The sequence below is a fragment of the Sodalis sp. RH20 genome (assembly GCF_047324205.1).
GTDB lineage: Bacteria > Pseudomonadota > Gammaproteobacteria > Enterobacterales > Enterobacteriaceae > Acerihabitans.
Genome location: NZ_CP178733.1, coordinates 5,020,413 through 5,045,159, shown reverse-complemented (window position 1 = coordinate 5,045,159; position 24,747 = coordinate 5,020,413). Strand labels below are relative to the sequence as shown.

Below are 24,747 nucleotides of genomic sequence, written 5' to 3'. Positions count from 1 at the left end.
TTAACCTTCGAAGCCGCTCCCGGTGACGCGAGGCCAACGGGAGCGGCGATATTTTTTTAACCAGGGAGGAACGGCAGATTATTTAATCGGTGTGGAAGTACCGTCTGCGTGCCATGTAAATACGCCGAACTCAAATCCTTTCAGATCGCCCTTCTCATCCCAGCTCAATGGACCCATAACGGTTTCCACGGTCCTGGCTTTCAGGTCCTTGACGATATCGGCCGGTTCCATGCCGGCGCTTTCCATACCGGCCGCCAGGGACTGTACCGCCGCATAGGTAGTCCAGACGAACGGACCGGTGGGATCGAGCTTTTTCGCCTTCAGCGCGGCGACTATCGGCTGGTTGGACGGTACCTGATCATAACGCTTCGGCAGGGTCACCAGCATGCCTTCGGAGGCGGCGCCGGCGATGTTGGATAACGAGGAATTGCCTACCCCTTCCGGCCCCATGAATTTGGTGGTCAGTCCGGCCTGTTTAGCCTGGCGCAGGATTTGCCCCATTTCCGGGTAATACCCGCCGAAATAAACGAAATCAACGTTCTCTTTCTTCAGGCGCGCCACCAGGGTTGAGAAATCCTTATCACCGGCGGTAATCCCTTCGAACAGCACCACGTTGCCGCCATTTTTCTTCAGGCTGTCCTGTACCGAACGCGCCAGACCCTCGCCGTACTGCTGTTTGTCGTGAACCACGGCGATGCGTTTAGGTTTGACCGCGTCAAGGATGTATTTCGCGGCGGTCGGCCCCTGATCGGAGTCCAGGCCGGTGGTACGCATAATCATCTTATAGCCGCGCGTGGTCAGGTCGGCATTGGTGGCCGCCGGGGTGATCATGATGACGCCCTCGTCTTCATAGATATCGGACGCCGGCTGGGTGGAGGAGGAGCAAAGATGGCCGATGACATACTTTATGCCATCGTTGATGACTTTATTGGCCACCGCCACCGCCTGCTTTGGATCGCAGGCGTCATCATATTCGACGCCCACCAGTTTGTTGCCCTTTACCCCGCCCTTGGCGTTAATATCGGCAATGGCCTGGCGCGCCCCGGTAAATTCCATGTCGCCATATTGGGCAACCGGACCGGACATTGCGCCGACCACGGCGACCTTGATATCTTGTGCCCAGACGGAATGGCTCATTGCCATGGCCATACAGCCGGCCAGCAAAGCGTTGCCTTTGTTGAATTTCATCCACTGTTCTCCGTTTTGTTGTGTTTGCTGCCTGTTTTTTGGCCGGTTTTTCACCGCTATTTGGTATTTTTATTATATGTAATAATGCTTTAGCCTACAGATTGCGAAGATTCTCTAATAAGCTTTATTTTTCATATTATTAAACAGAAATATTATGCTGTAAATCAACTTATACTTTCAGAAATAACCTGCATGGACAGCACAAAATAATGATATTATTATCGGTATTTTCATCATCTTCTAGCGGGTCGTGCTAGGTTAGGCTATTCAGGGAGATCGTTTACCCGGAATTATTGTGATGGGCATCACTTATTGCTATTTTAATCATCGCAAGATTTAGACAATCTTTTGTCAACAAATTCGCTACATTATTTTTTTATGTCTTAAGTGATTACACGTATGAAATTGACTATTGAGCAGTTATCCCGTTTTACCCCGCAGGATATGATTGATTTGGCGAAAATTTGGCCAAATACCGATATCGCGTTGCTCAACGCCCGCCTTTCCGGCTCGCACGCGGTGTTCGCCGCCCGTTTTAACGACAGGTTATTAGGCGCGGTGCAGGTGATCATTGATAACGAATGGAACGAAGGCCGCCTGGTGGCGCCGCAGGTGCGCGCGGTAACCCGCCGCCGCGGCGTAGGGCTCTATCTTATGACGGAAGTGCAGCGGCTGCTGCCGGAAATCAATCATTGGTGGCTAGGCAATAACCAATACTTCGAAGACCTGGCGGTGATGGCGCAGTTTATGGATGCCTGCGGTTTTTGCCAGGAGCCGGACGGCTGGCACAAACGCCGTTGATTCCAGCCGGCTTCCGGGAATGCATTAGGGCGGGTAAAGCGGCAGCATGATCACATACCACTATGGCTATTTATATTATTCCGCTCACTTTAATATGAATTTCTTATTTTCATTTAATGAGCCGGTATCAATAGCTGAGTCAACAGGATTAGGCATGGACGGCTTAGCGATATCTTTCTTGCTGCGTAGCGGGCCGCGATAGGTACCTTGGAACCGGCTGGGAAAAACCGGGAGTCTTTCTTTACCAACGGCTTGCTGCCGGCTCTCTTGCGGATAAGCGGCTATTTCAGGCGAAGTGCAGACAGACAGGTTTATTTGGTTATGCACCATAGCCCGGGGCGGATAAACATATCCCGGCGTATAACATCCCATATAGACGGGATAAACGGGGAGATAGATGGCCGTTGGCATTGGATAATGGCCCATGGGGTGATGACACTGATTCAGTGCTGTGCAACCGGGCGCGTTTCCGGCGTTGCGTAGTCTTCCGGCCAGTATCGTATTATGTGCGACCATGCTGTCGGCAGGTGGGGGCGTAAATGCGATCACTCCATTGTCAGTGGGAATATTCCCATTAACCTTTTCCATATTATCTCCTGTTACTATTTTATTTCTCTATAGCAGAATATTATAAGCGGATTATGTATAACTTTACCCGTTAAGTTTATCGACTTCAATAGGGATGATAAAGGCAGACTTGTTCAATAATAAAATAACGATGACTACATCAATCAGAAAATTGTTATTCCCTGCCTATTTTTAGTAAAAATAATATTCATCATTAAGTACAAAAAAATATTCCATTACATTCATAATTTATTGCAGAGTTATTTAACTAAATAAATATTTAATACGTCACTTATTGATGAGCGGGCGGGAGCTCAAAATGAGAACGGCCGGTATATATACCGGCCGTTTGGAATTATGATTTGATTGAAAAACCCGTCAGGATTCTATCGCCAGACGCATCTTTTTCATGGCGTTTTTTTCCAGCTGGCGCACGCGTTCCGCCGAGACGCCATATTTATCCGCCAGCTCCTGCAGCGTGGATTTGTTGTCATCGTCAAGCCAGCGCGCGCGGATGATGTGCTGGCTGCGTTCATCCAACCCTTCCAGCGCCACGCTGAGCTTATCCGCCGCATGATCGTCCCAGTTATCCTCCTCGATACCGTCGGCAAAGTCGGAGGACTTGTCCTGCAGGTACAGCATGGGGGACATCGCTTGCCCGTCACGGGCTTCTTCATCCGGCGTTGGATCGAAGGTCATATCCTGCGCCGCCATGCGCGATTCCATTTCCCGCACGTCCTTGCTGGTCACGCCCAGGGTTTTGGCCACCATCTCCACTTCGTCCTGGTTAAACCACCCCAGGCGCTGCTTGCTCTTGCGCAGGTTGAAGAACAGCTTGCGCTGCGCCTTGGTGGTGGCCACCTTCACGATGCGCCAATTGCGCAATACATATTCGTGGATTTCGGCCTTGATCCAATGGACGGCAAAGGAAACCAGGCGCACCCCGACTTCGGGGTTAAAGCGGCGGACCGCCTTCATCAGCCCGATGTTGCCTTCCTGGATCAGGTCGGCCTGCGGCAGGCCGTAGCCGGAATAATTACGCGCAATATGAACGACAAAGCGCAGGTGTGACAGGATTAGCCGCTTGGCCGCCTCCAGGTCGCCCTGATAATGCAGCTGTTCAGCCAATGACCGCTCTTCCTCCGCTGTAAGCATAGGATAGGCGTTGGCTGCCCGGATATAGGCTTCCAGACTGCCTTGGGGAATCAGGGCTAAAGCTTGCATATCTTTAATCATTCAAGTCCTCTCGTAATATGTTCTGATGCTGCTGCCTTATGGCGCGCCCGGTTGATGGGCCTCATTAATCAGCTAGCCATTAATGAGACCGGGGATGAACACCTTAGTTCATTGCCATTTTTAGCTCACAGCGATTTTAGTTCATAACCATTATCTACGGGGATCAGCTCGTGCGGTCGCAACATCCGATGCCCTATTATAACAAAAAAACGTTATTGGGGTGTAAAATGACGTAAATGTTGCACCGTCGCCATCCAGGCGGCCACCCAGCCTATCATGGCGGAAATCAGCAGCAGCAGCAGCGTCTCTTCCCAGTCCAGTCCGTGCAGCGCAAAGGAGGTGCCGAATACCGCGGCGACCTTCGCCACCACCGACTCCAGCCGCCAGACCAGTGTTTCCGAAAGGATCAGCGACAAAATCGCGCCCCCCAGGCCCAGCAGCGCGCCGCCGTTAAGAAACGGCCGCAGGATAAAGCCGTCGGTGGCGCCCAGCAGCTTCATTACATTAATGGTTTCGCGGCGGCTGAAAATACTCAGCCTGATGCTGTTGCCGATAACCAGGAACACCGCGATAATCATCAGCAGACCAATGGTGGCGGCAACCTGCCCCACCAGCCCGGTTAACGCCGCCAGGCGAGCAAACCAGCTGTCGTCCATGCGGACTTCATCCACTCCCGGCACCGCCGCGACCCGGTCGCGCAGGGTCTTGAGGGTGTCGGCGCTCTGAAAATCCAGCTTAGGCGTAATAATGGCCACCGCGGGCAACGGATTTTCCTCCAGCATATCAAGCGCGCCGCCGAAGCCCGACCAGTTACGGAATTCCCCCATCGCCTCCTCGCGGGACAGATAGTTGACCTTTTCCACGCCGGCTTCCTGCTTAAGCCTTCCCAGCACCTTAAGCGCCGCGTCGTCGTCCAGGGCCTTGTCCAGGTAGACGGTCAACTGCGGCGCGGGATACCATTGCTCCGCCGCCTGGCTGACATTTTTCCATACCAGATAACATACGCTGGGCAAGGTTAACGAAATGGCAATTACCGCAATAGTTAATAAGGTCGCCAGGGGCTGCAGGCGCAAATCCGCCAGCGCGCTTTTCCAGGCATAGCCCCATTGCTCGCGCCAGCCGCTTTGCAGCGCCTTACTTTTGTTTTTTAACGGCTTGGCGCTGCGCGCGCCCTTGGGCCGGTTAAGCTTATTCACCATCCTGGCCCCCGTCTAACCTGCCCTGGCTAAGGGACATGATGCGATAGCGCCGCCGGGCAATCAGGCTCAGGTCATGGGTGGCCATCAATACCGTCACGCCGGCCCGGTTAAATTCCTCAAACAAGCGTAAAATCTCCTCCGACAAGGCGTCATCCAGATTACCGGTAGGCTCGTCCGCCAGCAGCACCGCGGGTTTATTCACCACCGCCCGGGCAATGCCGACCCGCTGCTGTTCGCCGCCCGACAGCTGGATGGGGAAATTACGCGCCTTATCCAGCAGGCCGACCTTGTCCAGGGCCGCCGAAACGCGACGCCTGATATCCTCGACGCTGGCGCCGGCGATAATCAGCGGCATCGCCACATTGTCATAGACGGTGCGATCGAGCAGCAAATGATGATCCTGAAAGATCATGCCGATCTGGCGGCGTAAAAAGGGCACCTCGCCATTTTTCAGGCGACTGATGTCGTGGCCGCCGAAAAATATATGACCCGCGCTAGGCCGTTCAATACCGCATATCAGTTTCAGCAGGGTACTTTTCCCCGCGCCTGAATGGCCGGTCAGAAAGGCCATCTCGGCGGGACGAAGATGAAAATTGACGCTTTGCAGCGCCTGTCGTCCGCCAAGATACGCTTTGCTGACCTGTTCAAAGCGAATCATCCTAATTAATCCTCTCGGGCAAAATGGACCCTGTTGGGCAACCAATCAATGTTCTTGTGTAACATCCCGTGAAAATAGCGCCTCAATAAAATCCGGGGCGTTAAACGGCCGCAAATCCTCAATGCCCTCGCCCACGCCGATATAACGGATCGGGATACCGAACTGGTCGGCCACCGCGAAGATCACGCCGCCTTTGGCGGTACCGTCCAGTTTAGTCAGGGTAATGCCGGTGAGCGGCACCGTTTCGTTAAATAACCGCGCCTGGCTGACGGCGTTCTGGCCGGTGCTGGCGTCCAGGGTCAGCATAACCTCATGGGGGGCGTCGTCGTCCAGCTTTTTCATGACCCGCACGATTTTCTTCAGTTCATCCATCAAATGGCTTTTGTTCTGCAGGCGCCCGGCGGTATCGGCGATAAGGACATCAACGCCGCGGGCCTTGGCCGCCTGGATGGCATCAAAGATGACCGATGCGGAATCGGCGCCGGTGTGCTGGGCGATAACCGGGATCCGGTTACGCTGGCCCCAGACCTGCAGCTGCTCCACCGCCGCCGCGCGGAAGGTGTCGCCGGCCGCCAGCATCACGGTTTTGCCCTGCGCCTGGTACTGGCGCGCCAATTTACCGATGGTGGTGGTCTTGCCGACGCCGTTGACGCCGACCATCAAAATGACAAACGGCGTCTTGCCGCCCACGTCCAGCGGCCGATCGACCCTGGCGAGGATGGCGCCCATTTCTTCTTTTAATTTGACGTAAAGCGAGTCCGCGTCCTTCAGGTGCCGGCGGTCGGCATGCTCGATAAGGCCGGCGATAATCTTGCGGGTGGTTTCCACCCCCACGTCGGCAATCAGCAATTGTTCTTCAAGCTGTTCAAACAGATCATCGTCTATTTTCTTACCGGTAAACAATCCGATAAATCCGGATCCGAGGTTTTGTTTGGTCTTAAGCAGCCCCCGCTTCAGGCGGGCGAAAAAACCTTCCCGGGTCGGGCGTTGCTGCTCGGTCAGGGGCACGCCGCCGGCCCCGTCGATCTCCGGAACGCCGACGCTATCCTCGTCGCGCCAGGCGAGATCTTCCGCGGCCGCCAACGCCCCTTCGCCGGGACGGACGTCTTCTGCGAGGGCCAGGCCTGATTCGCCATATCCGGCGCGATCCCCGTCGGCCACGGCGATATCGTCCTGCGCCGGCGGTTGCGTATCTTCAGGACGGACATCTTCGGCAAGGGCCAGACTCGCGTCATCACGCCCGGCGTGGTCGCCCTCCGTTTGTCGCGCCGATACCTGTTCGGTGATATCGACGATATCCCGTGCCGTATCGCGAGCCGCCGCCTCGCCGGCCGGGGGCGATGACGCGGCGGCATCCTCGGCCGCGATCGGCGCATCCTGGTCAACCGGTTTTTCCTGTTCCGGTTCGTCATCCTGACGCTTAATGCCTAACCAGGAAAGGAAACCGCGTTTTTTCTCTTTTGCCATTTGCGACTACACTCCTCGCCGAAGAATCATGGCGGATGAATAACGTGACTGATAAACCTGATAGTTTATCACCTTCGCGGCCGCTCAACACGCCTGGCGTTGGCTTTTCCCCGCCGTCGGCGAACAAGAGCGAAATAACATTCCCCAAGCGTCGCCGGCCCGGTAGAATAGCCGGCAACAGACCCTGACCCGGTTTTTTGACTGATTTGGCGAACAATAAGACATCTATGGCAAAAAAAATCCCTTCGCGTCCCGCCGGGCAAATCCGCATTATCGGCGGTCAATGGCGCGGGCGTAAACTGCCGGTGCCGGATAGCCCGGGGCTGCGCCCTACCACCGACCGGGTGCGGGAAACGCTGTTCAACTGGCTGGCGCCGATGATCCAGGGCGCGCGCTGCCTGGATTGTTTTGCCGGCAGCGGCGCGCTGGGCCTGGAGGCGCTGTCCCGTCACGCCGGCGCCGCCACGCTGCTGGAACAAGACCGATCCGTAGCCGCCCAGTTGGATAAAAACATGCAGTTGCTGGGCGCCGCCAACGGCCGGGTTGTCGTGACCGACAGCCTGCGCTGGCTGGCGCAGCCGGGTACCCCGCACGATCTGGTCTTTCTCGATCCCCCTTTTCGCCGCGGGCTTATCGGCCAGACGGTGCAATTACTGGAACAGCATCACTGGCTGGCGCCCGGCGCCTGGATTTATCTTGAGACCGAAACGGAAAACCACGACGTCGCGACGCCCGCGCACTGGCGCCTGCACCGCGAAAAAGTCGCCGGCCAGGTGGCCTGCCGGTTGTACATTCGTCAAGATGGCCCCTTTCAGGAGCGACATGATGTGGATTAATCTGGGCCGTTTACTGATGTTGCTTATCTGGGGATTCCTGGTGTTTAACCTGATCCATCCCTTTCCGCGCCCGTTAAAATATTTCCTTGATATCGCCATGATTTTTATGGTGATTATGCACGGGTTACAGCTCACGCTGCTCAAAGCCACCCTGACCCGCGACGAACCCAAGCTCAGCCGTCTTTTCCAGGCGCGCATGTTTTTATTCGGCGTATTTGAAATGCTGGCCTGGCAAAAGAAACAACGCGCGCAAAAGCCGGCCGGCCTGGATAAATAGCGCGCGGGACGAGCGCTTAAGAGGGTTTTTTGCCGGGAAAATAGGGGAACGTGGTGACATTATCGCCAAGATCGGAAATACGCGCGCTGCCTTTTTCCGTCACGACATCAATACGGATCACCGCGTGCAGCGGAATATAGCTGCGGCTGACGCCGGCAAATTCGGTTTTCAGTTTTTCTTCGGACGGGTCGACCAACACGGCGCTTTGGCTGTAAAACACAAACTCGCCGATTTCGATAAAGCCGAACATAGGGCTTTGGCTGAGTTCGCGCACATAAAGCTGATAGTTTTTGCCGTTATTGATAAATTGAATCCGATATAAGGGCAGTTCGCTGCTCATAACCCGGCTATCTCCCACATTTCTGGGTAATTGTCATTTGCATGGAAAAATTCTGGCGCTAACATAGCATAAAGCGCCGTAACAACACACTCAGTCCCTAAATCTGGGTTAAACCCATATCGATCCCCTACACTGAATTTACGATCGTCATAATTTCTCTGCGCTAATCGTACCAAATGAGACATCAGGGAACGCCCCCTCACTGCACATAAGGATAAAAACACTATGCTCTGGTCATTTATCGCTGTCGTTTTTTCAGGTTGGTTGTTTGTCGACGCCACCTATCGAGGCCCGGTATGGCAACGCTGGTTATTCAAGCCGGTTACCCTGCTGCTGCTCCTGGCCCTGGCGGCGCAGGCGCCGGTGCTGACCGTCGCCGGTTACCTGATTATCCTCGGCCTGGTGGCGACCATGGTGGGCGATGCGCTGCTGCTGCTGACCAATGAACGCATGATGTACGTTATCGGCGCCTATTTCTTATCGTACCTGCTCTATACCATAGGGTTCGCCAGCCAGATGACCTTTACCGTCTTCTGGCCGCTGCCCGTGGTGCTGCTGATTATCGGCGCGGCGCTGATAGCCGTGCTGTGGTCGCGCCTGGCGGAGCTGCGCTGGGCGATTTGTACGTATATCGGCATGACCCTGCTGATGGTATGGATCGCCGGTGAACAGTACTTTGCCCGCAGCACCGATCACAGTTTTTCACTGCTGGCGGGCGCGAGCCTGCTGCTGCTGACCACCGTGCTGTGGCTTATCAGCCATTTCCGTTACCCTTTCGGGGCGGCGAAAGCGGTGATTGCGGCCAGTTATTTCGCCGGCCACTTCCTGATTGTGCGGTCCCTGTATTTTTGATTAGCCTTTGCGCAACAGATAACGGTAGGGTAATTCCCCGGTCGACTGCGCCAGCAGGGCATGTTCCATGTACCGGCAAAAGCCGGGAATGTCGCGGGTTGTGGCCGGATCGTCGGCGATGACCAGCAGCGTTTGGCCGGTTTGCATCTGGCGGACGGTTTTACGCACCATCATAACCGGCTCAGGGCAGCGCAAGCCCTGGGCATCAAGGGTGAGGTCGGCATCGGCAAAGCAGTCAGACATAACATTTCCAGCGTTCGTGAGTCTGTACAAGCTTGGCTGAATTTGATGATAAACTCAACGGTTGCATTTTAAATACAAGCAGGTATTATGCGCGCCGCGCCCATAAGTGGTTAATTAATAGCTGAACGGCGCATCTCTTGTTCTGGGTTCCCTCACCCCATTTATCAAAAAAAGGCCATATATGTTCAAATTTACCCCGCGCCAGCGGCTGCATGCGCTGCTCTGGCTGGCACTGTTCCACATTATCATTATCACCTCAAGCAATTATCTGGTGCAGTTGCCGATTGCTGTTTTCGGCTTCAAAACCACCTGGGGCGCCTTTACTTTTCCTTTTATCTTCCTGGCAACCGACCTGACGGTACGGATATTCGGCGCGCCGCTGGCCCGCAGGATTATCCTGGCTGTAATGGTGCCGGCGCTAGTGATCTCCTATATCGTTTCATCGCTGTTTTACCAGGGGGAATGGCAGGGTATGGCCGTACTCGCGCAGCTTAATCTGTTTGTCGCCCGCATCGCCTGCGCCAGTTTTATGGCCTACGCCCTGGGCCAGATCCTGGATGTCCATGTCTTTAACCGGCTGCGCCGCGGTTTTCCGTGGTGGGTGGCGCCGACGGCCTCCACGCTGCTTGGGAATATCAGCGATACGCTGGCGTTCTTTTTTATCGCGTTTTATAAAAGCACCGATCCGTTTATGGCCGCGCATTGGGTGGAGATCGCCTTGGTGGATTATAGCTTCAAGCTACTGATAAGCATGGTGTTTTTTCTGCCGATGTACGGTATCTTGCTGAATATGCTGCTTAAACGGATGGCACGGCCGGGCAATAACGGATTTCTCCAACTGAGTTAACCTCCATATTGCGTTATTCTTGGCTTACTCGCTTTTGGGAGATTGCCATGATAATTAACCACCGTACCGCCAGCGCGAAAGAGATCCATCTATTGTATGCTCAGTTGCCGGAGCTGAATGCGCACCACTCCCTGATGGATATCGAAATGCGGCTGCAGCACCGGCCGCATCAATTGCTTATCGCCGAGATCAACGGCCGCCCCGTAGGCTTTATTGCGGGATATGCCCTTAATGCCGGCGAATTTCACCTGTGGCTGGCGGGCGTTTTGCCCGATTTCCGCCGTCAGGGAGTGGCGCGGGCGCTGCTGGCCGCGCAGGAAACATGGGCAAAAGCGCAGGGATATCACACCATTAACGTAAATACGCGCAGCAGCTTCCAGGGGATGCTATTGTTTCTTATATCAAATCATTACCTGCCGACGCGGAACGGAACGCAGGATGATGAAGGGGAAAATCAGGTTTGGCTTGAGAAAAAGTTATGACAATCAGTTGGTTGCCTTTCCCAAGCGCATCGGATTATAAACAGCTGAACGGCTGAATAAATGGAGTCATTAAGGAAATTTATGCAGAAAGCAGCGAAGTATCTCGGCATCGGTTTACTGGTTTTCGGGCTGGCGGCCTGTGACAATAAAAACGATCGCAACGCCACGGTCGACAACGGCGCGGCGCATAGCCAGGCACAAACCAAAGTCAGCCTGCTTGACGGCAAGCTCACCTTCGCCCTGCCCGGGGATATGAGCGATCAGAGCGGCAAGGTGGGCACCCAGGCCAATAATATGCACGTCTATGCCGATGAAACGGGCCACAAGGCGGTGATCGTCATCCTCGGCGATAATACCACCGAAGGGCTGGATGTACTGGCCCAGCGGCTGGAAGATCAGCAGCGCTCGCGCGACCCGGACCTGCAGGTCGTCACCAATAAAGCCGTTACCGTCAATGGCCAAACGTTTCAGCAGCTGGACAGCATCGTCTCCAGCGGCGGCAAACCGGCCTATTCGTCGGTGGTCATCGGCCGGGTGGATAATCATCTGCTGACCATGCAAATCACCCTCCCCGCCGAAAACCAGCAAACGGCGCAAACCGCGGCTGAGTCTATCCTCAATACCCTGGTGGTAAAATAAACCGTCCGGCCCCCGCGGGCCGGCTCTAACGCGCCTGGCCGGACGCGTGGTTGCGCAGCACCCGCCGCCTGAGCGACAGCGTCATCAACAGTGCCAGCAGCACCAGCAGGGCGGCTGAAAGATAAATCGACGAAACGCCTGCATGGGCCATCAACACGCCCGCCAGCGGTCCGACGATACCCAGCGATAAATCCATAAACGCGGTAAAGGTGGCCAGCGCGCTGCCCTGGTTCTGCGGCGGCACTTCCTTCATCGCCACCACCCCCAGCGCAGGGAAAACCAACGAGAAACCGGCGCCCGTCAGGAACGCGCCCACCTCCGCCATCCAGGGCGAGCCTGAGAGCCACACCAGCAGCAGGCCGGCGGCTTCCACGCTAAAACAGGCCATGGAAACCCGTAATCCGCCATAGCGGTTAATACTGTTGGGAAAAAATAGCCGGGTGCCGACAAACGCAACGCTGAACAGCGTCAGGGCGAAAGCGGCGCCGTCCCAGCCTTTATCGCCATAAAACAGGGTAATGAAGGTGGCGATCACGCCAAACCCGCAGGACGCGAACGCCAGCACCAGCCCGTAACGCCAGATAAGCCCCACCACCGCGCTAAAGGGCATCTGCTTACCGGTGGCGGTCTTCACCGGCGGTTTGCGCACCGCCGCCATAATCGCCATGGCGCAAACCACAATGATCGCCGCCGCCATTAATCCCAAGCCGCCCAGATAGTACAACCATACCCCCAGCGGCGCGCCTACGGCCAGGGCGCCGTAGCTTGCCACGCCGTTCCAGGAGATCACGCGGCCGATATGCAGCGAGCCGACCGCGCCCACCCCCCACAGGGTGGCGCCGGTGCCGACAAAACTTTGCCCGATGCCCAGTATCACCCGTCCGGCGCATAACAGGATTAACGCCGCGACCGGCAGGGCGTCGCCCAGCAATGACAACAGGTAAAATACCCCGCTCAGCAGGCAGCCGAACAAGCCCAGCACCACGATGCGTTTCGGCCCGACCCGGTCGGCATAACGCCCGGCCCAGGGACGGCTCAGAAGGGTAGCGAGATATTGCAGGCTGATCACCAGGCCGGCCCAAAACGCACTGTAGCCCATATGGTTATGCACATAACCGGGCAATACCGCCAGCGGCAGGCCAATGGATAAATAATTCACGAAGTTGAAGACAACGATGGAGAGAATATTCAGATTAAGACGCCATCCGCTGGCGGCCTGCTGAGGTGAAGAACCAGGCATCGACATCATACTCACGGCAAAGGGCGGCTGTACCGGGACCCGCCCGGTGAACAAATAATTAACAAGTATAACGAAATGTCCCCGGGCGATCATGGTGGCGATGCCTAAATTTCCAGACATTTGCCCAAAAAAGCATCTTTTGCCGACCGGGCGATACCTGAAAATCCGCGCCCTCCCGCCTTGGGCATTTACCCCAACGACCGCCGGTTTATTTCACGACCTGCACAAAACGGCTGCATCCAGGTAGCAAAAGCAGCGAACTTTCGCCTTTCACCGAGAAAAAAGATTGCATTAAAGAAACAGTAACCATTATAAAGATAGGGCTATTATTTTGGCGGCACGCCCGTACCGGCACGGGCAAAATACCTATAACGCTGCGCCGTGGGGCCTACCGCGGCAGGAAAGACGTATGAACCGATTTATCGTGGCAGAGTCAGAAACCTGTATCGGCTGCCGCAGTTGCGAAGTGGCCTGTGTTGTTGCCCATCATGGCGGCCAGTTCCCCAGCAAACGCGAATACTTTACGCCGCGGCTTAGGGTCATCAAGGGCACAAAAGCCAGTATCGCGGTTTCCTGCCATCATTGCGAAGACGCCCCCTGCGCCAGCGCCTGTCCCAACGACGCCATAGTGCGCAGCCATGATTCCATCCAGGTATTGCAGGAAAAATGCATCGGCTGCAAAAGCTGCGTTATCGCCTGCCCGTTCGGCATGATGACGGTGGTGACCGAGACCGTACAGCCCGCCAGCCAGCGTCTGGCCGAGGCCTATGAAAGAACCGAGGCGCAAAAATGCGATTTGTGCGCGGCGGAAAATTACACGCCCGCCTGTGTCGGCGCCTGCCCGACACAGGCACTGACATTGGTGGATGAGCAGGAGATCGCCGTGCGTCAGCAGCAAAAGCGCTTCGCCGCCGCGTTAAAAGATCCCGCCAGCTACCTGCTGGCCGGCGCACGCCCGGTCAGCTCGCCGCCCGCAAGCCAGGCGCGCAGCCGGCATCCAAGGGTTAACCTGCTTGATATGCCGCGCACGCCCAGGCTGGAAGCGGCCAAAATCCCGCTTGAACAGCGCAAAACCAGTTTCGCCGAAATCTACCAGCCGTTTAACGAAACGCAGATTGGCGAACAGTCCGAGCGCTGCCTTAACTGCGGCGAACGCACCATTTGCCAGTGGACCTGCCCGCTGCATAACGCGATTCCACAGTGGATTAAGCTGGCCCATCAGGGACGGATCCTGGAAGCGGCCGAACTGAGCCACAAGACCAGCAGCCTGCCTGAAGTCTGCGGCCGCGTCTGTCCACAGGATCGCCTGTGCGAGCAGTCCTGTACCTTAAACGACCGCCAGGGAGCGGTGACCATCGGCCATATCGAGCGTTATATTACCGAAACGGCGTTCACTATGGGCTGGCGGCCGGATATGTCGCAGGTGATACCCAGCGGCAAACGGGTGGCGGTCATCGGCGCCGGACCGGCCGGCCTTGGCTGCGCCGATATCCTGGTACGCAACGGCATTACGCCGGTGGTATTCGACCGGTACCCGGAAATCGGCGGGCTGCTGACGTTCGGCATCCCGGCCTTTAAGCTGGAAAAAAGCGTTATGAGCCGCCGGCGCGAGATTTTCAGCGCCATGGGCGTCGAATTCCGGCTCAATACGGAAATTGGCCGGGATATCACCATGGAGCAACTGTTAAGCGAGTTCGATGCGCTGTTCCTGGGCGTCGGCACGTACCAGTCGATGCGTTCCGGGCTTGACAACGAGCAGGCCGAAGGCGTGCTCGACGCCCTGCCTTTCCTGATCGCCAATACCCGCCACCTGATGGGATATCCCGATACCGACGAGCATACCTATATCAGCCTGGAGGGTAAAACCGTGCTGGTGCTGGGCGGCGGCGATACCGCCATGGACTGCGTGCGGACGTCGCTGCGCCACGACGCGCGCCAGGTGATCTGTGCCTATCGCCGGGATGAAAAAAATATGCCCGGCTCTAAGCGCGAGGTAAAAAACGCCCGTGAGGAAGGGGCGGAATTTATGTTCAACCAGCAGCCGCTGCGCATTGAAGTCGACGGGGCGGGCCGGGTTACCGGCGTCACCATGGTAACCACCGCCATGGGCGAACCGGATGAAAACGGCCGGCGCCAGGCGGTGCCGGTGGCCGGCTCCGAGCATTTGATCGCCGCCGACGCGGTGATCATGGCGTTTGGGTTCAAGCCGCACCGCATGAACTGGCTGGCGGATCATAACGTGGTGCTGGATAAGCAGGGACGGGTCGTGGCGCCCACGGTCTCCGGCTATCCCTACCAGACCAGCAATGCCAAGATTTTTGCCGGCGGCGACATCGTGCGCGGCGCGGATCTGATCGTGACCGCCATCGCCGAAGGGCGCAAGGCCGCCGAAAGCATCAGCTGTTATTTGCATGTGCGCTAAGGGCGGCGGGAGCGAACGATGAACCAGTTTATTATCGCCGACAGCAGCCAGTGCATCGGCTGCCGCACCTGCGAGATCGCCTGCGCCACGGCGCACGGCGGTGAACGCGGCATCAGTCCGCAGAATTTTGCGCCGCGCCTCAAGGTGGTCAAAACCTCCCGCATCACCACGCCGGTGCTTTGCCGCCAGTGCGAAAACGCCCCTTGCGCCAACGCCTGCCCCACCGGCGCCATTCGTTATCTCGACAATAGCGTCCAGGTGTTGCAGTCGTTATGCGTCGGCTGCAAATCCTGCGCGCTGGCCTGCCCCTACGGCATGATTTCCGTTAGCGCCGTCTCCGTGGCCGCAACCGCGACCCGGCCGGCGTCGTATCGGGCCACGGCGCACAAATGCGATATCTGCAGCGGGCGGGCGCGGGGACCGGCCTGTGTCGAAGCCTGTCCCACCGGCGCGCTGGAACTGATGCGCGCGGACGAATTGGCACGCCGGCTGCGGCAAAGGCAGCGGGATGCGGCCAACGGCGCGCTGCCCGGCCTCGGTGGATAATATCGCGGCCGCGGCCGGGTTGAACTGATGCCCGCGCCATGGCGGCAAACCGCCTTTTATCGCCGGTGCCCCGCTGACATTAAACTGTCATAAATCCGGCCTAGTTTTATTTCGTGATGTTAATTGCTTTTCCCCCACGAAATAAAACAGAAGGATTCGCCATGCGCTCTCTCACTTCCCTGGTTATCGCCTCCACGGCGATATTATTTATCGGCCCGGCCCTGGCGCAGTCCACGACCCTGGATCCGCACCGCATCGTCGCCATCGTCGACGCCACCACGCCGGCCAGCCAGGATCCGCAATTTGTCGCCCTTGAGCAGCGTATCCAGCAGGACTTGCGCCAGGCCCTGCAAGGCGGCGCCGCCACGCTGGCCCGGTCCCAATTGGACAAAGCCAAACAAACGCCAAAACAAGCGGATAAACAGTGGCTGGCCGCCAGCGGTTATGATTTTGCCGTCAAGCAGAACCAGCAGGCCGACATCGCGCTGCTGGAGGAATTCACGCGGTTATCGCCGGCGGTACAGGCGCAAAGCCTGGCCACGGTCACCCAGATTAACCGCGACGCCACCCAGGGACAGCGCCGGCAGGCGCTGGTGGACGCCGAAGGGCAGAATTACCTGTTTTTCCTCGCCGACGCGTTGGGCCCACGGCTGGGCAAAGCCTTTCTCGACGCCTATGAAAAAGGCGAAATCGCCAAGGCCGCCGCATTAATCAAAAACTCGGAAATCAGTACCTCGGCCGCCAAGGATCATTTTAATTATGACCGGCCCTTTTTACGTCCGGCCAATCAAATCCATCTGGTGCCGGACGACAGCGTGGTAAAAGACGGCCATCCTTATACCGCCACCGCCGGCGCTTTTCCCAGCGGCCATACCAATACCGGTTATACCGATGCCCTGCTGCTGGCGGAGATGCTGCCCGAGCGGTTTGTGCCGCTTCTCGATCGCGGCGCCCGCTACGGCTATTCCCGTATCGTGCTGGGCGTACATTATCCATTGGATATCATTGGTTCGCGGATGGTTGCCGAGCGCAACGTGGCGCATTTCCTGAATGACGCGCCATACCGCGCGCTGTTCGAGCAGGCCAAAAGCCAACTGCGCGGCGCGCTGGAAAAAGAATGCGGCATGGCGCTGGCGGCTTGCGCCCAAAGCGACGCCGGGAGCGACCCCTATCGCGATAGCGCCATGACGGCGTTTTATCGCTATACCATGACCTACGGCCTGCCGGCGCAGAAAACCGCCGCCAGGCCCGTCAGCGTGCCCGCGGGCGCGGAGGTGCTGCTGGAAGCGCCGCTGCCTGGCCTTTCTGGCGCGCAGCGCCGCGCGTTGCTGGTAAAAACCGCCCTGGCGGACGGCTACCCCCTGTCCGGGGGCAACGGCGAGCAGAATTTTTGGCAACGCCTTGATTTACATGACGCGGCGATCGGCACAGCGGCCCGTCGATAAAGGCCGGCGCGGCCTCCGCCCCATTGCGGCAATCCGGCGGCGGATCAAACCTGCGGAATAAAACGCCAAAAATGCCGCCATTGGCGCCAACCAGGCCGCTAAATTGACGAAATGAACGATATATTCTGCCAGCCTGGTCATTTCACACTATACTCCTCGCGAATTTAGTCCTACCGGCATCATGGCATAGTGACTGTCCAGGCTGTCGGGAGAGCGCTTATGGACCGAGGAACCGAGCAATGCTATTAAGAAAAAAACGCATGAAACCCATGCGAATACAAGACATCACGATCATCGACGACGTGAAGCTCAAAAAGGCCATTACCGCGGCCGCGCTGGGCAACGCCATGGAATGGTTCGATTTTGGCGTATATGGTTTTGTCGCCTACGCGCTGGGACAGGTATTCTTTCCCGGCGCCAATGCCGGCGTGCAGATGATCGCGGCGCTGGCGACCTTTTCGGTGCCGTTTTTGGTCAGGCCCCTGGGCGGCCTGTTTTTTGGCGGGCTGGGCGATAAGTTTGGACGGCAGAAAGTGCTGTCGGTAACCATCATTATTATGTCGGCCAGTACGTTTTGTATCGGTCTTATCCCTTCTTACGCCTCGATTGGCATCTGGGCGCCGATCCTATTGCTGACGGCCAAACTGGCGCAGGGGTTCTCGGTAGGCGGCGAATATTCCGGCGCAGCCATCTTTGTCGCCGAATATTCTCCCGATAGGAAGCGTGGTTTCCTCGGCAGTTGGCTTGATTTCGGCTCCATTGCCGGCTTCGTGTTGGGGGCGGGTTGCGTGGTGTTTATTTCCAGCATGGTGGGAGAAGACAATTTTATCAGTTGGGGCTGGCGGATTCCGTTTTACCTGGCCGCGCCACTGGGGCTTATCGGCATCTATCTGCGTAATGCCCTGGAGGAGACGCCCACCTTTCAGCAGCATATCGATAGCATCGATAAAGACGCCAAAACCACCCTCCAGGCGCCGCCCAAGGTGTCCTTTCGCGAGATAGCCACCACCCAATGGAAAAGCCTGCTGAGCTGCGTAGGCCTGGTTATTGCCACGAATGTCACCTATTACATGCTGCTGACCTATATGCCGAGCTATCTGTCCCATAGCCTGCATTATTCGGAAAACCGCGGCGTACTGATTATTATCGCCATTATGGTGGGCATGCTGTTTGTGCAACCCCTTATCGGCCTGATGAGCGATAGGTATGGACGCAAACCTTTTGTGATTGGCGGCAGCATCGGGTTGTTTATTTGCGCTATTCCCTGCTTTATCATGATCAACAGCGGGATTATCGGGCTAATTTTCCTGGGACTCTTGATCCTGGCGGTATTGCTGAACGCGTTTACCGGCGTGATGGCCTCTACCTTGCCGGCCATGTTCCCGACGCATATCCGCTATAGCGCGCTGGCCATTTCGTTCAATATCTCGATTCTGGTGGCGGGCCTGACGCCTACGCTTATCGCCTGGATTGTCGAGGAGACGCGGAATCTGTATATGCCCGCCTATTACCTGATGCTGGTCGCCGTTATCGGCCTGCTGACGGGGCTGTATATGAAAGAAACCGCCAACCTGCCCCTGAAGGGCGCCGCGCCGGCGGCCTCGGACAAAACGGAAGCCAAGGAACTGTTGCAGGAACAATACGATAATATCGAGCAACGTATCGAGGATATCGATAGTCAAATCAAGGAGCTGGAAATCAAACGGCAGGCGCTGGCGGTTCAGCACCCCCAAATTGATTAGCGATGCCCCCGGGGCGCACCTCACCCGGCACTGGCGGATTACGGCTTAAGACGGGTAAACTGCGGGCAGTGATATCCCATTCCCCGGAGGAATAGCGTGGATCGATTAGCGGCGATGGAAGCTTTGGTCTATGTCGTGGAAACCGGCTCTTTTTCCGCCGCCGCCCGCCGGCTTGCCATCGGCCAGCCGGCGGTATCCAAGACCATCGCGCAACTGGAGGAGCGGCTCGGCGTCAGGCTGCTGTTGCGCTCGACCCGCGGCCTGACCCCCACCGCGGCGGGCGAAGAGTATTACCAGCGCGCCAAACGGGCCATCGACGACATCAATGACGCCGATGCGTCGGCGCGCGGCGCGGGCCATGGTTTGACCGGCCGGTTGCGGATCTGCGCGCCGGTGACCTTTGCCCGGATGAATGTCTTGCCGCACCTCGGTCTTTTTTTGTCCCGTCATCCCGAACTGCACGTCGACGTCGTGCTTGATGACCGCAATATCGACCTGATTGCCGAGGGGATCGACGTGGCGCTGCGCCTGGGCGCGCTCAGCGACTCCAGCCTGATTGCGCGCAAGCTCAGCTCGGCGCCGCTGCAGATTGTCGGCACGCCGGCGTATTTTGCCCGCTGCGGCATGCCCCTGAAACCGGAGGATCTCCTCGGCCACCAGGCGGTGGTCTACACCCAAAGCCGGGGCGGCGGCGCGCGATGGGTTTTTACCCGTGGCGAAGAGACGCGCACCATTAATGCCCAGGGACGGATACAGGTCTCGGCCGCAGAGGGTATTCGCACCCTGGTGCGTTCGGGCGTTGGCCTGGCCATGGCATCGCTTTGGATGTTCGCCCCGGAGCAGGCGCGCGGCGAAGTGATTACGGTGCTCGACGACTGGCACCTGCCGATGATGGATTTGTGGGCGGTATTTCCCACCGGCCGTCTGGCCAGCGCCAAGGCGCGCGCATTCGTCGAGTATTTTGCCGCTATCCTCGGGCCGGGCCCCGCCGCCGCGCTGAACGCCACCTATTCCCCAGCGGAATAAAAGCTATCGATTTCCACGGTCTACCGGCGCACTCCGCCGACCGGTAGTCTTAACGTCAACGGTCGTCGCGGTGGCGACGGCATTTCACTTGACGGAAAAAATCATGTCTATTGTAACCAATGCCTCCCAGAGGCAAACCGGCGTCATCAGCCAACTGTTGATTTTCGCCATGGCGGCGGCCAGCGGCATCGCCGTGGCGAATATTTATTACAACCAGCCGATGATGGTGGTGATCGCGGCGAGTTTTCCCGGTCAGTCTGCCCCCGGCCTTATACCGACCATCACCCAGCTGGGCTACGCGGCCGGGCTGCTGCTGCTGGTGCCGCTGGGCGATTTGTTTGAACGGCGCCGGCTGATTGTGCTGCAGTTCCTGATGCTGGCGCTAGCCTCGCTGCTGGCGGCGTTCGCGCCTACGGGCTGGACGCTGCTGGGCGCGTCGCTATTGCTGGGCATTGGCGCCACGGCGGCGCAGCAGATCGTGCCGGTGGCGGCGACCCTGGCCTCTCCCGCCCGGCGCGGCGCGGTGGTGGGCAGCGTGATGAGCGGGTTGTTAAGCGGTATTCTGCTGAGCCGCACCCTGGCCGGCCTGGTGGCCGAATATGCCGGCTGGCGCGCCATGTTCCTGCTGGGCGTGCCGCTGGCGCTGCTCGGCGCGCTGCTGATGTACCGCATGCTGCCTAAAACGACCGCGACGGCGCGCGCCGCCCTGAGCTATCCGGCGCTGATGGCTTCCCTGATCCACTTATGGCGCGAAGAGCCGCGCCTGCGCCAGGCGACCCTGACCCAAGCCGCGCTGTTTGCCTCTTTTAGCGCCTTCTGGACTATCCTGGCTATTTATCTGGATCATTCGGCCTACCATCTGGGATCCGGTATTGCCGGATTGTTCGGGGTCGTGGGCGCGGTGGGCGTATTTGCCGCTCCGGCCGCCGGCAGGATGGCCGATCGCCTCGGCGGACGCCCCGTGATTATCATGGGCGCCGCGCTGACGCTGATTGCCTGGCTGGTATTTATGGGCTGGACGTCGCTTATCGGCCTGACGGTCGGTGTGATTTTGCTCGACCTCGGCGTACAGAGCGCGCTGGTCGCCAACCAGCATGTCATCTACGGTCTGCGGGAAGAAGCCAAGGGACGGGTAAACACCCTGTTTATGGGCGGCATGTTCCTCGGCGGCACCCTGGGCTCCATGGGCGCGATGATGGCCTGGGAACGGGTCGGCTGGCATGGCGTGGGCTATTTTGCCATCACGCTGGCAATCCTGGCCGGCGTCTTTATGGCGGCTACGCCGCGCCATAGGGTGTAAAATAACCCTTGTTTGGGAAACGACCATTTCCTTATAATGGCACAATGAATACAGACACTGTTCCCCACCACGCCCGCAGCCCCGGGCGACCGCGCGGGTTCGCGATGGACCTGGCGCTTGATCAGGCCATCCTGATCTTCAGATCCAAAGGCTACACCGCCGCCTCCATCAGCGATCTGGCCCAGGCGATGGGGTTGTCGGCCGGCAGTATTTACAAAGCCTTCAGCGATAAGCGCACCCTGTTCCTGGCGGCATTCGATCGTTATACGTCCCTGCGTAACGCGGATTTGGCCGACCGGCTCGCCGCCGTCGCCACCGGCCGCGAGCGCCTGCGCACGGTGCTGCGGTTTTACGCCGAATCATCCCATGATATTGAAGGACAACGCGGCTGCCTGGTCGTCGGCAGCGCCATCGGGCTGGATACCTTTGATCCGGCACTGGCGGAGGCTGTCGCCGGGACGCTGCGAGGCAATGAAAACCTGCTGGCGGCGCTGATTGATCAGGGCAAGGCCGACGGTTCAATTAAACCCGGCGTTAACAGCGCGGCCGCCGCCAGGATGATGTTAACCATCCTGCTTGGGATGCGGGTGGTGGGGAAAACCGGCCGCTCGCTTGACGACATGGCGGAGCTGGTGGCGCTGGCGTTAAAAATCCTGGATTAAAAATACCGGACCGCCGCCGACAACCCCTGCAGTTGCCGTAAGAGATCAGAGTATTGTTCCAGGCCGCCAAGCTGTCATCGCAGCGCCGTGCGATGCCCGGCGGCGTCTGTGGCCTGATGCCCGCAGCTCACGTAGCCTCAGCGCTCTCCCTTTCTTGCCGCCTGGCAAAAAACTCTCTCCCGCCAGACTGCTTGCCAGCCCTGTTTTAGCCGTTTAGCTTTAGCCCCACCTTATGACGATAAAAACAGGAACGGATGATGGACCAAATCGCTTCGCCCTATCTCAAGGAATTTATCACCTTGCGCAGCCTGTCGGCACCGCAACCCGCAAAGGCGTTAACCCGGATCGCGAGCCATTTTGCCCGGATACAAAATTGCTGTGAAAGATGCGCGACCCTCTGGGAAAGATGGAATCAGGAAGTCGCTAAAATGGAGGACGGCATGCTGACCGCGCCGCATCCACCGGCAAGGATGCTGCATAGCATGCAGGCCAGATATGACATTGCCGAACGGCTGGTGAGCGCGGCGGACGAGAATATACTTGGCGTCAGCCTGTTAGTAACCGACCTGCACGAAAAACAGCTTCTCGACCATATCTTTGCGCTTGCGGGCAGAAAAAAACAGCATGAACAAAAACCGGAAGAACGCGCAGCGACTCATCTGTTCGCCAAACTACTGATGAGAGGCTTGCTTGATGAATTTTTGCACGCCAAGTTCCACCAGGCACAATTGGAACGAAGCCGCTGCTACGAGCCCCTCCTGAACGGCCTTTATCCGTTTCGTCGCTCGGACGACACGATATTGAAAATAAAAAGCATCAGCGCCGACTCAAAAAAAGTCGTTTCAGGCAAAGTTTACGCCAATGATGGGGTTAAACCGTTTATAACCTCGACAACGGCGCCCTTGGCGAGATTGAAATTATATGCGCAGGTTATGTTGCGCCATGCAGCATTGGATAAACCGTCGCGACCGGAGGCGGAGGCGGCGCCACAGTGGAGGGTGATGGCGCGCAGCCCGATCGCTAAGGATACCTGCGTAGGCGTGCTGTCAGGGACGCTGGTCGATGAATATCTTATGGCGCACCGGCAGTTTTTCAATATGGAATATATCGTCGATATTTCAGTGTGTGGCGGGCCTGACACTTATCTGGACAGTGATGGCATTTTGGCGAAAATAAGGGCCGGTTTCGCTTACGACGATCCCAGGGCTGCGCATAAGCCCGCAGCGGAAAGCTGCAATGTCGAGGCGGCCAAATTTTTGGCGGAACTGGCGGATGGCAGGAAAATTTATGTATTGGCGATATTTGCCTTAAGGAACATCGCCGCCGGTGAGGAACTGCGTATTTATTCCCTGACGCCGCCGGAATATAACACCACTGCCGATAACAGAACCTGATGAACAATAGCGGCTAAACGCGAAGCCGCGAACCCGGCGCGGGGAAAAATCTTATGTCAGCCGGCCTTGTTGTGCCGCGTATCCCCTCCCGATAAGCTCCGTATGAAAGCCACGTCCATGGCTTACCGGCTGTAAAGCAGAGAAGCGACGCGCAGCAATGATGATAGGGAGGTCCACTTAGTATGTACAATATTCATTCCCCCGGCGGCCCACCCGCCATACATTCCCTCCCGGCGGGCAAGGTCCGTCGGCCAGGCGGGCTGTCCAGGCTAACCAGTCACCTGAAGGTGGCGGAGAACTGCTGTGACCGGTGCCGCCCGGTTTGGCGCCAGTGGCATGCCATTCTGGAAAGTACCTTGCGTAAGGCGGGTGAAAAGGAAAAGCACCCCTATCGCGCGGTCATTATCGGGCTGCAGTGTGTCCGGGCATTGGCTGACAAATTGATGACGCCGCAAGACCATGCCGCGCTTGCAGGAATGAGCATACACGTTAACCGCCGCCATGGTTTGAATTGGAGTGCGCGGTTGCACGCGCTTAAATTAGTGGATGGCCGGGCCGGGCAACCGCCCGACCAGGCCAGTGAAGAAGAATGCGCGGCGACGCATTTGATTGCCCGGGTGTTTATGAACGGCGTGCTGACCCACTTTATGAAAAGCGAGATCCGCAGCACCATCATTGCCAGGAACAGAAGTTATCACACCGGTCTCGATGCCCTGCCGCCCTATCGGGACGTGGACGGCAATGCCGTGACGATCATCCATCTCAACCGTTTTTCGCTGGCGACCACCGCCAATAACCGCTATGCCAATGACCAGGTAGTGCCCTTTGCCAGCGGAGATGTGAGCGGCGCCGATCGGGCCGCGCTTTATGCAGGCTTGTTGCAGTGCCGTAAGCTCACCAGGAACGATGTGCCGGAGCGGGAAAAATCCCTTATCGGCCAATGGGGGGTGATGGCCGCCAGGCCGTTGGCGAAAGGGACGTGCGTGGGAATCTACGCCGGTGTCCTGGTACCGGAAGGGGTGTGCGACAAAACCGTTTTCGATCATGACTATCTGATATCCATAGCGGCCGATGATCAGGAAGAGGAGATCATTCTTGACGGCGACGGCATCATATCCAAAATAAACACCCTGGTTGAATATGACGAGCATGGCCGTCCCTGCCGCCAGGCCCGATCCGGCTATAATGTGGAAATGGCCCGGTTTCCGGCGATTCTGGCGAATAAGCGCACGGTATCGGTTATCGCGGTGTTCACGCTGGCTGATATCCCCGCAGGCGTGGAACTGCGTTGTAACTACAAGTACCGGGATCATGAGATCAGGCGGCTGCGTTAAGTCA

General features: G+C 57.5%; 25 protein-coding genes. 16 read left to right on the top strand and 9 right to left on the bottom strand.

What is annotated here, in order from left to right; all coding sequences use genetic code 11:
- Positions 1–78: 78 nt before the first annotated feature.
- Complete coding sequence (locus ACL2XM_RS22940; protein ID WP_410013076.1) at positions 79–1,188, bottom strand: branched-chain amino acid ABC transporter substrate-binding protein; 1,110 nt, start codon at positions 1,186–1,188, stop codon at positions 79–81.
- A 399-nt stretch (positions 1,189–1,587) separates the two neighbouring features.
- On the opposite strand from ACL2XM_RS22940, the gene panM reads away from it, so the two are divergent.
- Positions 1,588–1,989, top strand: a complete 402-nt coding sequence (panM, locus tag ACL2XM_RS22935) for an aspartate 1-decarboxylase autocleavage activator PanM (protein WP_410013075.1) — start codon at positions 1,588–1,590, stop codon at positions 1,987–1,989.
- A gap of 84 nt (positions 1,990–2,073) precedes the next feature.
- Here panM and ACL2XM_RS22930 read toward each other — a convergent pair whose 3' ends face one another.
- From ACL2XM_RS22930 to ftsY, 5 genes are all read right to left on the bottom strand, one after another.
- Positions 2,074–2,577, bottom strand: a complete 504-nt coding sequence (locus ACL2XM_RS22930) for a hypothetical protein (protein WP_413729254.1) — start codon at positions 2,575–2,577, stop codon at positions 2,074–2,076.
- A 357-nt stretch (positions 2,578–2,934) separates the two neighbouring features.
- On the bottom strand, positions 2,935–3,792 hold the full coding sequence (gene rpoH / locus ACL2XM_RS22925) for an RNA polymerase sigma factor RpoH (protein ID WP_410013073.1): 858 nt from the start codon (positions 3,790–3,792) through the stop codon (positions 2,935–2,937).
- Between the two features lie 212 nt (positions 3,793–4,004).
- The gene (gene ftsX / locus ACL2XM_RS22920) at positions 4,005–4,991 is read right to left on the bottom strand and encodes a permease-like cell division protein FtsX (RefSeq protein ID WP_410013072.1); all 987 of its coding nucleotides are present in this window, start codon (positions 4,989–4,991) and stop codon (positions 4,005–4,007) included.
- On the bottom strand, positions 4,981–5,649 hold the full coding sequence (gene ftsE / locus ACL2XM_RS22915) for a cell division ATP-binding protein FtsE (protein ID WP_410013071.1): 669 nt from the start codon (positions 5,647–5,649) through the stop codon (positions 4,981–4,983). Before ftsE ends, ftsX begins: the two co-directional genes overlap by 11 nt.
- Positions 5,650–5,694: 45 nt before the next feature.
- Positions 5,695–7,116 (bottom strand): signal recognition particle-docking protein FtsY, encoded by a 1,422-nt coding sequence (gene ftsY, locus ACL2XM_RS22910; protein WP_413731662.1) that lies wholly within the window; start codon positions 7,114–7,116, stop codon positions 5,695–5,697.
- Positions 7,117–7,343: 227 nt separating this feature from the next.
- On the opposite strand from ftsY, the gene rsmD reads away from it, so the two are divergent.
- Together rsmD and ACL2XM_RS22900 are read left to right on the top strand one after the other, a co-directional pair.
- Positions 7,344–7,952 (top strand): 16S rRNA (guanine(966)-N(2))-methyltransferase, encoded by a 609-nt coding sequence (rsmD, locus tag ACL2XM_RS22905; protein WP_410013069.1) that lies wholly within the window; start codon positions 7,344–7,346, stop codon positions 7,950–7,952.
- Positions 7,942–8,229 (top strand): DUF1145 family protein, encoded by a 288-nt coding sequence (locus tag ACL2XM_RS22900; protein WP_410016695.1) that lies wholly within the window; start codon positions 7,942–7,944, stop codon positions 8,227–8,229. Before rsmD ends, ACL2XM_RS22900 begins: the two co-directional genes overlap by 11 nt.
- A gap of 16 nt (positions 8,230–8,245) precedes the next feature.
- On the opposite strand, the gene ACL2XM_RS22895 is transcribed toward ACL2XM_RS22900, so the two are convergent.
- Positions 8,246–8,569: a DUF1820 family protein gene (locus ACL2XM_RS22895; RefSeq protein WP_410013068.1), complete on the bottom strand. Its 324-nt coding sequence runs from the start codon at positions 8,567–8,569 to the stop codon at positions 8,246–8,248.
- Positions 8,570–8,794: 225 nt separating this feature from the next.
- Between ACL2XM_RS22895 and ACL2XM_RS22890 the strand changes: the two genes are divergently transcribed.
- On the top strand, positions 8,795–9,421 hold the full coding sequence (locus ACL2XM_RS22890; protein ID WP_413727528.1) for a lysoplasmalogenase: 627 nt from the start codon (positions 8,795–8,797) through the stop codon (positions 9,419–9,421).
- Here ACL2XM_RS22890 and tusA read toward each other — a convergent pair whose 3' ends face one another.
- Positions 9,422–9,664, bottom strand: coding sequence for a sulfurtransferase TusA (gene tusA, locus ACL2XM_RS22885; RefSeq protein WP_410013066.1), 243 nt, complete (start codon positions 9,662–9,664; stop codon positions 9,422–9,424). It abuts the gene before it with no gap.
- A 181-nt stretch (positions 9,665–9,845) separates the two neighbouring features.
- Here tusA and ACL2XM_RS22880 point away from each other — a divergent pair, with 181 nt between their 5' ends.
- The 3 genes from ACL2XM_RS22880 to ACL2XM_RS22870 all read left to right on the top strand — a co-directional run bounded on the left by ACL2XM_RS22880 (position 9,846) and on the right by ACL2XM_RS22870 (position 11,632).
- The gene (locus ACL2XM_RS22880) at positions 9,846–10,511 is read left to right on the top strand and encodes a 7-cyano-7-deazaguanine/7-aminomethyl-7-deazaguanine transporter (protein WP_410013065.1); all 666 of its coding nucleotides are present in this window, start codon (positions 9,846–9,848) and stop codon (positions 10,509–10,511) included.
- A gap of 47 nt (positions 10,512–10,558) precedes the next feature.
- Positions 10,559–10,993 (top strand): GNAT family N-acetyltransferase, encoded by a 435-nt coding sequence (locus ACL2XM_RS22875; protein WP_410013064.1) that lies wholly within the window; start codon positions 10,559–10,561, stop codon positions 10,991–10,993.
- Between the two features lie 81 nt (positions 10,994–11,074).
- Positions 11,075–11,632: a DcrB family lipoprotein gene (locus tag ACL2XM_RS22870; RefSeq protein WP_410013063.1), complete on the top strand. Its 558-nt coding sequence runs from the start codon at positions 11,075–11,077 to the stop codon at positions 11,630–11,632.
- A 25-nt stretch (positions 11,633–11,657) separates the two neighbouring features.
- On the opposite strand, the gene ACL2XM_RS22865 is transcribed toward ACL2XM_RS22870, so the two are convergent.
- Entirely contained in the window at positions 11,658–12,872 is a 1,215-nt protein-coding gene (locus ACL2XM_RS22865; protein ID WP_413733253.1) for an MFS transporter, read from the bottom strand.
- Positions 12,873–13,281: 409 nt separating this feature from the next.
- On the opposite strand from ACL2XM_RS22865, the gene aegA reads away from it, so the two are divergent.
- From aegA to ACL2XM_RS22820, 9 genes are all read left to right on the top strand, one after another.
- The gene (gene aegA / locus ACL2XM_RS22860; protein WP_410013062.1) at positions 13,282–15,294 is read left to right on the top strand and encodes a formate-dependent uric acid utilization protein AegA; all 2,013 of its coding nucleotides are present in this window, start codon (positions 13,282–13,284) and stop codon (positions 15,292–15,294) included.
- An 18-nt stretch (positions 15,295–15,312) separates the two neighbouring features.
- Entirely contained in the window at positions 15,313–15,840 is a 528-nt protein-coding gene (locus tag ACL2XM_RS22855; protein ID WP_410013061.1) for a 4Fe-4S dicluster domain-containing protein, read from the top strand.
- Positions 15,841–16,001: 161 nt separating this feature from the next.
- Positions 16,002–17,285, top strand: a complete 1,284-nt coding sequence (locus tag ACL2XM_RS22850; protein ID WP_413731660.1) for an acid phosphatase — start codon at positions 16,002–16,004, stop codon at positions 17,283–17,285.
- A 239-nt stretch (positions 17,286–17,524) separates the two neighbouring features.
- Positions 17,525–19,027 (top strand): glycine betaine/L-proline transporter ProP, encoded by a 1,503-nt coding sequence (proP, locus tag ACL2XM_RS22845; RefSeq protein WP_410013059.1) that lies wholly within the window; start codon positions 17,525–17,527, stop codon positions 19,025–19,027.
- 96 nt (positions 19,028–19,123) lie between these two features.
- Complete coding sequence (locus ACL2XM_RS22840) at positions 19,124–20,053, top strand: LysR family transcriptional regulator (protein WP_410013058.1); 930 nt, start codon at positions 19,124–19,126, stop codon at positions 20,051–20,053.
- A 103-nt stretch (positions 20,054–20,156) separates the two neighbouring features.
- Positions 20,157–21,353, top strand: coding sequence for an MFS transporter (locus ACL2XM_RS22835; protein WP_413731659.1), 1,197 nt, complete (start codon positions 20,157–20,159; stop codon positions 21,351–21,353).
- A 44-nt stretch (positions 21,354–21,397) separates the two neighbouring features.
- Positions 21,398–22,015 (top strand): TetR/AcrR family transcriptional regulator, encoded by a 618-nt coding sequence (locus tag ACL2XM_RS22830; RefSeq protein ID WP_410013056.1) that lies wholly within the window; start codon positions 21,398–21,400, stop codon positions 22,013–22,015.
- A gap of 254 nt (positions 22,016–22,269) precedes the next feature.
- On the top strand, positions 22,270–23,409 hold the full coding sequence (locus tag ACL2XM_RS22825; protein WP_410013055.1) for a hypothetical protein: 1,140 nt from the start codon (positions 22,270–22,272) through the stop codon (positions 23,407–23,409).
- Between the two features lie 182 nt (positions 23,410–23,591).
- On the top strand, positions 23,592–24,743 hold the full coding sequence (locus ACL2XM_RS22820) for a hypothetical protein (RefSeq protein WP_413731657.1): 1,152 nt from the start codon (positions 23,592–23,594) through the stop codon (positions 24,741–24,743).
- Positions 24,744–24,747 lie beyond the last annotated feature (4 nt).